General features: G+C 66.6%; 14 protein-coding genes. 8 read left to right on the forward strand and 6 right to left on the reverse strand.

Going from position 1 to position 12,279, the window contains the following annotated elements; all coding sequences use genetic code 11:
* Positions 1–22 precede the first annotated feature (22 nt).
* From ACFQZZ_RS09170 to ACFQZZ_RS09200, 7 genes are all read left to right on the forward strand, one after another.
* A complete protein-coding gene (locus ACFQZZ_RS09170; RefSeq protein ID WP_378676837.1) occupies positions 23–175 on the forward strand; it encodes a hypothetical protein in 153 nt (50 codons plus the stop codon).
* A gap of 34 nt (positions 176–209) precedes the next feature.
* Positions 210–1,073: an SDR family oxidoreductase gene (locus tag ACFQZZ_RS09175; protein WP_378676840.1), complete on the forward strand. Its 864-nt coding sequence runs from the start codon at positions 210–212 to the stop codon at positions 1,071–1,073.
* Positions 1,074–1,370: 297 nt separating this feature from the next.
* Positions 1,371–1,538: a hypothetical protein gene (locus ACFQZZ_RS09180; protein WP_378676843.1), complete on the forward strand. Its 168-nt coding sequence runs from the start codon at positions 1,371–1,373 to the stop codon at positions 1,536–1,538.
* Between the two features lie 48 nt (positions 1,539–1,586).
* Complete coding sequence (locus ACFQZZ_RS09185; RefSeq protein WP_378676846.1) at positions 1,587–1,721, forward strand: hypothetical protein; 135 nt, start codon at positions 1,587–1,589, stop codon at positions 1,719–1,721.
* A 118-nt stretch (positions 1,722–1,839) separates the two neighbouring features.
* A complete protein-coding gene (locus tag ACFQZZ_RS09190) occupies positions 1,840–2,238 on the forward strand; it encodes a DUF2834 domain-containing protein (protein WP_378676849.1) in 399 nt (132 codons plus the stop codon).
* 113 nt (positions 2,239–2,351) lie between these two features.
* The gene (dusB, locus tag ACFQZZ_RS09195; protein WP_378678293.1) at positions 2,352–3,494 is read left to right on the forward strand and encodes a tRNA dihydrouridine synthase DusB; all 1,143 of its coding nucleotides are present in this window, start codon (positions 2,352–2,354) and stop codon (positions 3,492–3,494) included.
* A gap of 166 nt (positions 3,495–3,660) precedes the next feature.
* Positions 3,661–5,829: an LCP family protein gene (locus ACFQZZ_RS09200; protein WP_378676852.1), complete on the forward strand. Its 2,169-nt coding sequence runs from the start codon at positions 3,661–3,663 to the stop codon at positions 5,827–5,829.
* Positions 5,830–5,871: 42 nt separating this feature from the next.
* Here the strand turns inward: ACFQZZ_RS09200 and ACFQZZ_RS09205 are convergent, their stop codons facing one another.
* The 3 genes from ACFQZZ_RS09205 to ACFQZZ_RS09215 are packed head-to-tail and all read right to left on the reverse strand — an operon-like array spanning position 5,872 to position 8,494.
* The gene (locus ACFQZZ_RS09205) at positions 5,872–6,288 is read right to left on the reverse strand and encodes a Rieske (2Fe-2S) protein (protein ID WP_378676855.1); all 417 of its coding nucleotides are present in this window, start codon (positions 6,286–6,288) and stop codon (positions 5,872–5,874) included.
* The gene (locus tag ACFQZZ_RS09210; protein WP_378676857.1) at positions 6,285–7,466 is read right to left on the reverse strand and encodes a ZIP family metal transporter; all 1,182 of its coding nucleotides are present in this window, start codon (positions 7,464–7,466) and stop codon (positions 6,285–6,287) included. Before ACFQZZ_RS09210 ends, ACFQZZ_RS09205 begins: the two co-directional genes overlap by 4 nt.
* Before the next feature lie 5 nt (positions 7,467–7,471).
* Complete coding sequence (locus ACFQZZ_RS09215; protein ID WP_378676860.1) at positions 7,472–8,494, reverse strand: multicopper oxidase domain-containing protein; 1,023 nt, start codon at positions 8,492–8,494, stop codon at positions 7,472–7,474.
* A gap of 209 nt (positions 8,495–8,703) precedes the next feature.
* Between ACFQZZ_RS09215 and phoU the strand changes: the two genes are divergently transcribed.
* Positions 8,704–9,366 carry a phosphate signaling complex protein PhoU gene (gene phoU, locus ACFQZZ_RS09220; protein ID WP_378676862.1) on the forward strand — a complete coding sequence of 221 codons (663 nt, stop codon included), beginning with the start codon at positions 8,704–8,706 and terminating at the stop codon, positions 9,364–9,366.
* 145 nt (positions 9,367–9,511) lie between these two features.
* On the opposite strand, the gene pstB is transcribed toward phoU, so the two are convergent.
* From pstB to pstC, 3 genes are read right to left on the reverse strand one after another with little or no spacing between them, the layout of a single operon-like run.
* On the reverse strand, positions 9,512–10,288 hold the full coding sequence (gene pstB / locus ACFQZZ_RS09225; protein ID WP_378676865.1) for a phosphate ABC transporter ATP-binding protein PstB: 777 nt from the start codon (positions 10,286–10,288) through the stop codon (positions 9,512–9,514).
* 18 nt (positions 10,289–10,306) lie between these two features.
* A complete protein-coding gene (pstA, locus tag ACFQZZ_RS09230; protein WP_378676868.1) occupies positions 10,307–11,212 on the reverse strand; it encodes a phosphate ABC transporter permease PstA in 906 nt (301 codons plus the stop codon).
* Positions 11,212–12,216 carry a phosphate ABC transporter permease subunit PstC gene (pstC, locus tag ACFQZZ_RS09235; protein ID WP_378676870.1) on the reverse strand — a complete coding sequence of 335 codons (1,005 nt, stop codon included), beginning with the start codon at positions 12,214–12,216 and terminating at the stop codon, positions 11,212–11,214. Before pstC ends, pstA begins: the two co-directional genes overlap by 1 nt.
* Between the last annotated feature and the right edge of the window lie 63 nt (positions 12,217–12,279).

Raw genomic sequence — 12,279 nt, forward strand, 5'->3', positions numbered from 1 at the left:
CCAGGTTACTGACGTCGCATAAGTGCGCCGTGACACCCCGGTGCTGGCACCGTGGGAGGCGCAGAATGCGCATCCGAATGCCGAATCCGCCGACGATCCGGCCGCGAACCTCGACACTTGGGGTACCGGCGCCGAACGAGCGGCGCGACTGGCCGCTGAGGGCGCGCTGCGCTGAACCGGCTCTTATCGGAACACGGAAGGCCGAGAATATGGCTACATCGAAGGCCGAGGCGCCCCTCGCGGGCAAGGTCGTCGCGATCACCGGTGGCGCGCGCGGCATCGGCCGCGCTACCGCCGAGGCATTCCTGGCCGCGGGCGCCGCTGTCGCCATCGGCGATATCGATGTCGAACTGGTGGCCAAGACCGCGGCGGAGCTGGGCGCCGACCCGGACGCCAAGATCGTCGGACTGCCGCTGAACGTGACCGATCGGGCCTCGTTCGCCGCGTTCCTCGACTCGGTGGACAGCGAACTCGGCCCGTTGGACGTGCTGGTCAACAATGCGGGCATCATGCCGACCGGACTGTTCGCCGACGAGGACGAGGCGATGACCGATCGGATCATCAATATCAACCTCAACGGCGTCATCCACGGCTCCAGGCTGGCCGTCAAGCGGTTCATGGCGCGCGGCAGCGGTCACCTGATCAACATCGCCTCGCTGGCTGGAACACAAGGCTTTCCCGGCCTGGCCACCTACTGCGCGACCAAGCATGCGGTGGTGGGCTTCACCTCGGCGTTGCACCTGGAGATGAAGGAGCACGGCGTGCATGTCGGCGCGGTGCTGCCCGGCATCGTGCGCACCGAGCTGTCCGCCGGTGCGAATATGCCGAGCTGGATCACGCCCATGACCACTGTCGACCCGGAGGACGTCGCCGCCGCCATCGTGAAATCGGTGCGACAGCAGAAGCCGATGGTGACCGTGCCGCGCATGCTCGCCGCCATCATCAAGTCCGCGCAGCTGCTGCCGTACCGCGCGCAGCTCGGCGTCGCTCGATTGACCGGCGCGACAACCGCTTACGCGCAGCCGGACCCTGCGGTGCGGGAGATCTACCACCGTCGTCTTCGGGGCCAGTAGGACCTCACCGATCGATCCCGCAGCGCGACCGATCACTACTTCGGCGGCGGCCGGTGCGGGTGGCGAGGTCCGGAGGGGATGGACCCCGCCACCCGACAGCGATAGCGGCGGCTTGGGCGTACCGACCCGCTCTGCAGTCCCCGGGTCCCCCAGGGCGATGCTGAGCGTAGAACAGCACCGCAGCTCCTCGTGGCGTGTTAGCCGAACTGTTACCCAGTGAGAATATTTCGATGAATTCTGGTGTTGGGTACGCGATTTCCTGGTTGCGGCGAATGCGCGCGAGGAACTATGTAGCGCATGGATCCGAGCAACGCCGCCGCGCGGCTACTCGCAGAAGTCCTTGCCGCAGGATTCACTGTCGAAGGGTTCATCCGCGCCCTACGCGCCGACCCGAACGCCGACACCGCGGTCCTACCGCCGCTGTCGGGTCCGTGGCGCATACCACCGCCCGGGCACAGCTACTGAGCGCACCTCGTGACCGACGCGGGGCGCAGTATTCCCCAAATTAGCGGCATGTGGAGCCGCCACCTGACTCACGCGGGCGGCGCCATCTTGCAGCTCGATGGCTGGACCGCAAGGCAGACCATCGAGACCGACAATCCGTGGGAACTCGGCGATCTGGCGGAGTGGCTGCCCGAACTCGGCTGAGCGCCTGCGGAATCCGGCGGCGCCGAAGGTCTCGGAGCCGACGGCACCGCCCCCGGCAGTGCCGATCGCCATAGGATTCGTTCGACTGCGCACGACGCCCCCGAAACGGGAGACAACGATGTCCGACCTGCACGCCGAAAGCCCCCATAACGCCGGATGGCGGACACCGCTGCGACTGTTCCTGGCCGCCATGTCCGTGATCGGCTTCGTCGTACCCAATGCGATGGTGATCACATACCTCAGCGGGTCGGATCACACCCAGGTCGACTACTTCCGGGCCTGGACCGCGAGCCTGCCCTCCTCGCAGCTGCTGGTGGACCTGGTGATCGTGGCAATCGCCTTCCTGGGTTGGGCGCTGACCGAAGCCCGCAGGCTCGGGATCATGCGCTGGTGGCTGCTGTCGGCGGGGCTGACCTTCGCGGTCGGCATCTGCTGCGCCGTGCCGCTGTTCCTGCTCGTCCGGGACCTGTACATGGACCAGCACCGAAGGACGGACGCAGGCGTAACTCGCCCCTGATTCCGTCCGACAGCCGAACGGCCATCGCCAGGCCAAAGAGTGAATCAGCGCACGTCACGCACCGCCAGCCTCGGGGTCACCCCGCCGCTGATGCGACACTGGAGGGCGTGACGATGACTACCGAGGCGAAGACCACACTGCGGATCGGGCCGTATCCGGTCGATCCGCCAGTTGTGCTCGCGCCGATGGCGGGCATCACGAACCTGGCATTCCGCAAGCTGTGCCGGGAGTTCGGCAGCTCGACCTCGATCTATGTCTGCGAGATGATCACCGCGCGGGCCGTGGTGGAACGCAACGAGAAAACGCTGCACATGATGTCCTTCGACGAGGACGAGCACCCGCGCTCCATGCAGCTCTACGGCGTCGACCCGGCCACCCTCGGCGAGGCCGTCCGGATCATCGTCGGCGAGGGCTGGGCCGACCACATCGACCTCAACCTGGGCTGCCCGGTACCGAAGGTCACCCGGCTCGGTGGCGGCGCGGCGCTGCCCTACAAGCGCGCCCTGTTCAGCCGGATCGTGCAGGCCATGGTCAGCGGCGCCGAACCGGCCGGCGTTCCGGTGACAGTGAAATTCCGCATCGGCATCGATGACGACCATCTGACTTATCTCGATGCGGGCCGCATCGCCGAGGCCGAGGGCGCCAAGGCCGTCGCACTGCACGCACGCACGGCCGCGCAGCGGTATTCGGGCCAGGCCGACTGGACCGCGATCGCCCGGCTCAAGGAAGCCGTGCGGACGATCCCGGTGCTCGGCAACGGCGATATCTTCTCCGCCGCCGACGCCGTCCGGATGATGGACGAAACCGGTTGCGACGGTGTCGTAGTCGGCCGCGGCTGCCTCGGCAGGCCGTGGCTGTTCGGCGAGCTCCAGGCAGCGCTGCGCGGTGAGCCGCTGCCGGAGGCGCCGAACCTCGGTCGCGTCGGCGAGGTGCTCTACCGGCACGCCGCGCTGCTGTCCGAGCACCTCGGCGAGGATAAAGCGATGCGCGACCTGCGCAAGCATATGGCCTGGTATCTGATGGGCTTCCCGGTCGGCGCGGATCTGCGCCGGTCCTTCGCCACGGTGTCGCAGCTGACCGAATTGCGGGACCTGATAGGCCAACTCGATCCGGACGCCCCGTTCCCGAGGGACGCCGAGGGACCGCGCGGACGACAGGGCTCACCGGGCAAGGTCGCGTTGCCACACGGCTGGCTCGACGATCCGGACGATCCCGCCGTGCCGGAGGGCGCGGATTTGATGCACAGCGGCGGCTGATTTCCGCAGGCAGTGCACCGTGCGAAACTCCCATGCGGCCTTTTCGATTTCATCCTCGGCTGGCTCGTCGTGGCGGAATCGTTATCATTGGCGGAATCGGTCATGCCGGGCGAACCCGGCTCGGTGTCGATAGCCAGGCGGCGTAGACGAAAAGTGAGGTTCGTTGGTGGGTGACGATCGGCACGGGCGTTCGCCTAGGCCCGGAGATCGCGCCCCGTGGGAGCGCTATCCCACGGCAGACAACCCCGAACGAGACGACTCGCGGTCGTCCCGGCGGTCCAGGCATACCGACAACACCCCCGAATCCGGCTCGGCACCACTGACGGTTCAGGACCTCGTCCAGAAAGTCGACAGCGAACGCGGCGGGCGCAGGCGCAGGGCGGCAGCAGCCCCCGAGAGCGACGCCGCACCGACCGGCCGGGGCCGGCGCGAGCCCGCGCACCCCGCCGACGGCGCACCACGTGAATCCGGCACCCCGTCGCGGCCCGCCAACGCCGCACCACAGCGACCGCCCGAAGCCGCCGCCCCGCGACCCTCCGGCGCCCGCCGCTCCCCTGTCTCCTCCGTCGTCGAGGACATCGCCGGCGCAGCGCCCGCGACCGCCCGAGCCACCACGAGCCGACGCGGCGTCGAGGACACCAGACGATCAACGCCCGGCGCGCAGGAACCGCCCGAGGCCGTGACCGACATCATCCCTCCGGTCACCGAACCCACCCGGACCAAACGCCGCTCCACCGGATGGCCGACCACCGAATCCGACAAACCTGATCGAGCCGCACAGCCGAAGACCGTCGGCAATCCGCCGCTGTCCCGGCTCGCGGCGAGCAGGGAGCGTCGCAGCAAGCGGTTACGGGCGGCAGGGCGCGCCACCCTTGCGATGTTCGCGGTGCTCGCGCTACTCGCCACCGGCGGCGGCTGGAGCTATCTGAATGCGACCGCCAACGGCTTCACCCAGGTCAACGCGATCGACGACAACGCCGAGGACGTCGTCGACTCGGGCGCGCAGCTCGGCGACGAGAACTTCCTCCTCGTGGGCACCGACACCCGCGCAGGCGTCAACGGACGACTGGGGGCGGGCACCATCGACGACGCCGAGGGTGCCCGTGCCGATACCGCGATGCTGGTGCATATACCGAAGAACCGCTCGCGAGTCGTCGTCGTGTCGTTCCCGCGCGACCTCGACGTGACCCGGCCGCAGTGCAACGGCTGGGACAACGACAAGCCCGCCTACACCGCGGAAACGTTCCCCTCGGCGATGGGCGACAAGCTCAACGCCGTTTATGCCCTCGGCGGACCCAAGTGCCTCGTCACCACGATTCAACGGCTGACGGGCAGCACCATCAATCACTTCATCGGGATTGATTTCGTCGGCTTCGAAGCAATGGTCGACCAGGTCGGCGGTGTCGAAGTCTGCGCACCGAAGCCGATCACCGACGAGATTCTCGGCACTGTGCTCGAGAAGCCGGGCAAGCAGCGAGTAGACGGCGAGACGGCACTGAACTACGTGCGCGCGAGGCATGTCTACGGTGAGGAACGCAGCGACTACGACCGCATCAGCCGGCAGCAGCGGTTCCTCGCCTCGCTGCTGCGCGGCGCCCTGTCCAGCAAGGTGCTGTTCGATCCTGGCAAATTGAACGGGTTCATCAAGGCATTCACCGATGCGACCTTCGTCGACAAGGTCACCGCGAACGATCTGCTGATGCTCGGGCGGTCCCTGCAGAAGATGGACGCGGGTGCGGTGACCTTCCTGACCATTCCGACTGCGGGTACCACCTCCTACGGCAACGAGATCCCCCGCGAATCCGACATCAAGGCCATCTTCAAGGCGATCCGAGACGACCAGCCGCTGCCCGGTGAGAAGAAGGTGGCACCCGCCCCTGGTTCGATCCCTTCGGCTCCGCCCGCGCCGCCGAAGCTGATCGCGGTGGATCCGGGCACGGTGTCGCTGCTCGTTTCCAACGGCTCGACCACCGTGGGTGCGGCGAACAAGGCGGCCACCAAACTGGGCAACCAGGGCTTCCAGATCTACAACACCGCCAACTACTCCGGTGGTACCTCGGAAGTGGCCACCAAGGTCCGCTACGGGACCGGACACGAAGCCGAAGCGGCCACGGTGGCCAGCTCGCTGCCGGGGGCGACGATCGAGTTGTCGAGCGATCTCGGCGGCATCGTCGAAGTCGTGATCGGCGCCGACTACACGGGCAACGTGCGCACCCCGACGCCGGTCGGCGATCCGATCTCGAATATCGAGGTCAGCACATCCTCGACGCCGACGCCGGTCACGCTTCCCTCCGACCTGGAACACGTCAACGCCGCAGACGACACCTGCAAGTAAGCGACAGCCAGAGCTGGGGCATGCCCGTTCGCCGGGCAATATTCAACTGACGACGACCTCGGTCGCTTCGATGGTGACAGCCCTGGCGGCCAACGGTTCGCGGGCAGGGCCACGGAGCACCGACCCGTCGGCGATGCTGAATTTGCTGCCGTGACAAGGGCACTCGATGGTGTCGCCGACTTTGCCGACGGCGCAGCCCTGGTGGGGGCAAACGGCCGAGAAGGCCCGGATGTCACCGGGGGTCGGTTGGGTCACGACCAGACCTTGCTGTGAAAATATCCGCCCGCCACCGACGGGGATTTCGGCCAGCGCTACTCGCATCGGCCCGGAGTCGGCACTGCCGCTCGCGCATCCGGCGGCGACCACCGCCGCGGCAGCACCGACCCCGAGCAGCACGCTGCGCCGCGTGCATTCAGCGCAAGGCGGCGGATCGGAGTGCGGTGCGGAAGCGTTGTTCATGCGGCCACCAGCAGCCCGGTCGCGTACATCACCAGCAGTCCGACAGCGACGCCGCCGAGGGTCATCGCACCGAATCCCCGACCGCGCTGTTCGCGCAGGCTGGGCACGATCTGCACGATGACCTGGATGATCGCGCCGACGCCGACGCCGAGCAGCAGGGCCGACAGCTCGGCGTTGTTCACTGTCGCGCCGAGGACGGCGCCCACGATGGCAGGGGCCCCGGCGATCAGTCCGAGACCGAGCAGCGTCAGCAGCGGTGGGCGGCGCTCGGTCAGCGGTGACACCACGGCGAGACCCTCGGTGGTGTTCTGGATGGTGAAACCGATGACCAGGAAGGTACCTAGCGCCAATTCGCCGACGGCATAGGCGGATCCGATGGCCAGACCCTCGCCGAGGTTGTGCAGGCCGATACCTATGGCGATCATCAGCGCCAGCCGCACCCCGGCACTGCCCACTGCCTCGGCCGCCTGACGTCGGTTGCGCAGCCACTGGTCCACGGCGGTCAGTCCGAGGAAGGCCAGGCCCGCACCGAGGACGACCAATGCCGCGCCACCGAACGCACCACCGGAGCGGCCCGCGAGCTCGAATCCTTCGCTGATGCCCTCCCATGCCAGAAACGCCAGCAGACCCACCGTTACGGCGAGCAGCACCCGCACGACCCGACTGCCCGCGACACGCATAACGGGCAGGAACAACATGCCGAGTACGACTGGGACGATGCCGACGTAGGTCCCGAGTAGCGCCATCAGGCCGAAGAACGACGCGTTCGGCTCCGGGGTCGTCACGGCGAGCGGGACGTCGTGCTCGATCACCAGACCGGTCGAGGTCAGCATGGAAATCTTGTAGGGCTGGCCGTCCTGCCACGGGTAGTCGAGTAGCAGCCGTGCCGACGCCAACCGCCCGATCGGCTCGGTCGGTCCGGTGAAGTCGATATAGGCGTCGTTGACGAAAATCTGCGCGATCGAAACCGGGTCGGGCCCGGTGTTGCGCACGGTCAGCTCGATCGTGCCCGGCGTGAGCGTGGTGTGCTCGACCGCGATCTCCTCCACGGGCGGGCCGGTCCGTTCGGGCAGGGTGCGCCCGCCGAGCAGGCTCAACCCGACCAACGCGATCATAAGAAGCGCCACCGAGACCAGTCCGAGGATCCACGGCCGACGGGTGTTCAGGGTGTCGGTCATCGCGATTACTCCGTCACCTCGAACATGCCCATCCAACCGAGTTCGGCGAACTCGGTCTTGTGCGCATGGAACATGTATTGCCCCAGGTGAGGGAACCGCAGCTCACAGATACCGCGCTGGCCTTGCCCCTGCACGATGGTGTCGGTGAATTCCGTTGGCTCCAGCCGGGTTCCGGTGGGGTAATAGTCGAAGAAGTTCCCGTGGATGTGGAAGCTGTTGATGGGGTCGTACTCCAGCACGTTGACCAGGTAGATGCGCACCAGTTCGTTGCGCTTCACCCGGATCGGCTCGTGCATGAAGTGGAACGGAATCCCGTTGACCGCGTAGAGCTGGTTGCCCTCGCCATCGAAAGTCGTGTTGTAGCCGTGCATCACCATCACCATCTCGTCGGCCGGTGGCCGTGGCTGCGGCGGATCGACGATGAACGTCCCGTACATGCCGCGGGCGATGTGTTCGGCCAGCGGGCCGACATGGCAGTGGAACAAATGCAGTCCGAACGGTGTCGCGTCGAACTCGTAGGTGAAGCTCTCACCCGGGTTGATGACACCGCGACCGATACCGGGAATGCCATCCATCTCGGCGGGGTGGATGCCGTGGAAGTGCAGTGTGTGCGGATGGTGCGAGCCGTTGGTGAAATTGACCCGCAGCAGATCGCCCGCGCGACAGCGCAGTGTCGGACCCGGGATCCGCGAGTTCAGCGTCCACGCGGGGAAACGCACCCCCGGCGCTATCTCGATGTCCTCGTCACTGGCGAAGACATCCCATTCGCGCAGTGTCCGCCCGTCCGGCCGCGTCGAGGTCCTGCCGTAGTCGAAGTCGCGCAGGACCTCGGTCGGATCGAACCCATTCGCGACGTGATCGACGACCGCGCCCTTACGGAACGTCGGCCCGCTGACCCCGCCGCCGTGCGCACTCGGGTTCGGGTGGTGTGGTCCCGGAGGTGCTTCGGCTTTGGCCGGTCCGGAGTCGAGCAGCGGCAATGCCCCGAGCGCGAGGCCCGTCGAAGCCGCGACGGTTCCGCCGATCATGAACCGGCGCCGTGTGGAAGATGTCATTCCAGCCTGTCATGATTAGAACGAGCGATCTTCTTAGTTTGGCAGGCCGAAAATTATCTTTCAATAGCCCGAATGCAACTGGCGCCGCTCTCAGCTGCGGCAACACCAACGCAAACGACTGGCACCAGGCATTAACCCGCTGTTCGTGACTCGGTCAGCGCGGGGCACTAGTGTCTGATTTCATGCGTGTCATCTACAACGAGCAAATGGCCGATCTTGCCCACCTGCTGGGCGAGATGGCCGGCCTGGCGGGTTCGGCCATGGACCGGGCCACCCAGTCACTGCTCCAGGCCGACCTCGGCCTCGCCGAGTCGGTGATCAGTGAAGACGACCGGATCGCCGAGATGATCCAGGACGCCGAAGAGAAGGCGTTTGCCCTACTTGCGCTGCAGGCGCCCGTCGCGGGCGATCTGCGGCAGGTGGTCAGCGCCATCCAGATCGTCGGCGACGTGAACCGGATGGGCGCGCTCGCGCTGCACGTCGCCAAGGTCACCCGGCGCCGCCACCCCAACCATGCCCTGCCGGAATCGGTCAACGGCTACTTCGCAGAGATGGGCCGCATCGCGGTGAACATGGGCGCGGGCGCCAAGGAGGTGCTCGAGACCCGTGACCCGGAGCGCGCGGCGCAGCTCAACCAGGACGACGAGGCGATGGACGATCTGCACCGTCACCTGTTCACGCTGCTGATGGATCGCGACTGGAAGTACGGCGTCGCCGCGGCCGTCGACGTGACCCTGCTCGGCCGCTACTACGAGCGCTTCGCCGACCACGCCGTTGAGATCGGCCGTCGGGTGATCTTCCTGGTCACCGGCGTGCTCCCGCCGGATCCCGACACCGAATCGTGAGGAATCGAAGGCCCGCACACCACTGCGGGCCTTCGTATTCTCAACCGCCGCAACTTATCTCGCGAGGTTTGCGTAACTCCCCATTGATGCGCTGAAGACGCAGCAAGGCCCGCGCCGTGGCGCGGGCCTTGCTGTCTGTCCGTGTCTAGCCGAAGCGGCCGGAGATGTAGTCTTCCGTCGCCTTCTGGCCCGGGTTGGAGAAGATCTTCTCGGTGTCGTCGATCTCGATCAGCTTGCCCGGCTTGCCCTGCGCCTCCAGGTTGAAGAAGCCGGTCTGGTCACTCACCCGCGCGGCCTGCTGCATGTTATGGGTGACGATGACGATGGTGAATTCCTTCTTCAGCTCGGTGATCAGGTCCTCGATCGCCAGGGTGGAGATCGGGTCCAGCGCCGAACAAGGCTCGTCCATCAGCAGCACGTCGGGCGAGATCGCGATCGCGCGCGCGATGCACAGACGCTGCTGCTGACCACCGGAAAGGCCGCCGCCCGGCTTGTCCAAGCGGTCCTTCACCTCGTTCCAGAGGTTGGCGCCGCGCAACGAGCGCTCGGCGACCTCGTCGAGTTCCTTCTTGCCCCGCACACCCTGCAGCTTCAGCCCGGCAACCACATTGTCGCGAATCGACATGGTGGGGAACGGGTTCGGCCGCTGGAACACCATGCCGATGGTGCGGCGCACACCGACCGGGTCGACGGTCGCACCGTAGATGTCCTCGCCGTCCAGCAGTACCGCGCCCTCGACGCGGGCGTTCGGGGTCACCTCGTGCATGCGGTTCAGCGAACGCAGCACGGTGGACTTACCGCAACCCGACGGGCCGATGAAGGCGGTCACGCTGCGCGGCAATACCGACAGCTTGACATCGGCAACCGCGTGGAACTTGCCGTAGTAGATATTCAGGTCTTTGACGTCGATCCGCTTTGCCATCCGAGTATCCGTTCGCTTCTATCGGTTCCGCGTGAGCAGCTTGTTGACGACCGCGGCCGCCGCGTACAGCAGCGCGATCAGCAGGATCAGCGTCAGGGCCGCGCCCCACACCCGTTCCCGGCCCGCCGCTTCCGGGTTCGCCAGCTCTTGGTAGATCAGCAGGGGCAGCGAGGCCATGTTCCCGTCGAACATGTTGGAGTTGATCGACTTGGCGTAGCCGACGAGCACCAGCACCGGCGCCGTCTCGCCCATGACGCGGGCGAGGGAGAGCAAGATGCCGCTGATCATGCCGGGCGCGGCGGTCGGCACGACGATCCTGAGGATGGTCTTCCACTTCGGGATGCCGAGCGCATAGGACGCCTCGCGCAACTCGTCCGGGACGAGCTTGAGCATTTCCTCGGTGCTGCGCACCACCACCGGCAGCATCAGCAGCACCAAAGCCAGCGACACCGCGAAGGCGCTCTGCGGGAAACCGAGGGTGGCGATCCACAGCGCGAAGATGAACAGGGCCGCGACGATGGACGGCACACCCGCGAGGATGTCGACCATGAAGGTGGTGACCTTGGCCAGCCTGCCGCGGCCGTACTCGACCAGGTAGATGGCGGCCATGATGCCCAGCGGCACCGCGATCACCGCGGCGACCGCTGACTGCACGACCGTGCCGTAGATCGCGTGGTACACACCACCGCCGGTCTGATCGGGCAGGATGCCCTTCTGCGACTTCTGCCACCAGTCCAGCGAGGCGATCGCGCCGATACCCTTGCTGACCACCATCCACAGCACCCAGACCAGCGGCACGAGTGCGATGGCGAAGCACGCGGTGACCGCCGCGGTCGCAATGTTGTTCTTGATCCGGCGGCCCTTGCTCACATGGCGGAAGGTGGGCGCCTTGACCGGCTTGTCGAGAGTCGTCGTGGTAGCCATTACTGGTTGACCTTTCCGCCGGCCGCGAGCCGCGCCAGCGCATTGACGACGAAGGTCAGCGCGAACAACACGAAGCCTGCCGCGATATAGGCGCCGGTCGGCAGCGGAGAACTGAATTCCGAAGCCGCCGAAGCGATCTTGGAGGCGAAGGTGTAGCCGCCGTCGAACAGCGACCAGTGACCCGCCTGTGCGGAGGTACGCAGCACAACCAGCACCGCGATGGTCTCGCCGAGCGCGCGACCGAGGCCAAGCATGGAACCGGCGATCACACCGCTGCGCCCGTACGGCAGCACGGTCATCCGCACCACCTCCCACTTGGTGGCGCCGAGGGCCTGCGCGGCCTCGATGTGCGTGACCGGGGTCAGGTTGAAGACCTCACGGGACACCGAGGTGATGATCGGCAGAATCATCACCGCCAGCACGACGCCCGCGGTGAAGATGGTGCCGCCACCGCCGATCGACACATTGCCGTCGGAGAACAGGAAGAGCCATCCGAGGTTGTCGTTCAGGAAGGTCTGCGCCGGTCCGAGCTGCGGCGCGAGCACCAGGAATCCCCACAGGCCGAACACGATCGACGGCACCGCGGCAAGCAGGTCGACGAGCATGGCGAACGGCCGCGCCAGCGCATTCGGCGCGTAGTGGGTCAGGAACAGCGCGATGCCGACCCCGATGGGCACCGCGATCACCAGCGCGAAGACCGAGCTCAGCACCGTGACCATGAACAGGTCCTTGATGCCGAACCGCAGATCGTCGGCATTGCTGGTGCTGAACTCCGTGCTGGTGAAGAAGTTGACCTCGTCAGCCCTGAGCGAAGGCACCGCGCGAACCAGTAGGAACAGCGCGATCAACGCAATGGAGGCGACGATGATCGCGCCCGCTGCCGTGGCCATCGACCGGAAGATGGTCTCGGCCCGCTGGCTGTGCGGTCGACGCGCCGCGGTGGGAGCCCCCTTGGTGGGATCGCCCTTGGTCAGGCTCACGTCATTATTCGGTTCGCTGGGCATATGCGCAGTATCTCCAGCCGCCCGCGGGCCCGTCGAGTCCGACGAGCCCGCTGCGGTCACCTC

This window comes from Nocardia sp. GCM10030253, from assembly GCF_042675075.1.
Classification (GTDB): Bacteria; Actinomycetota; Actinomycetes; order Mycobacteriales; family Mycobacteriaceae; genus Nocardia.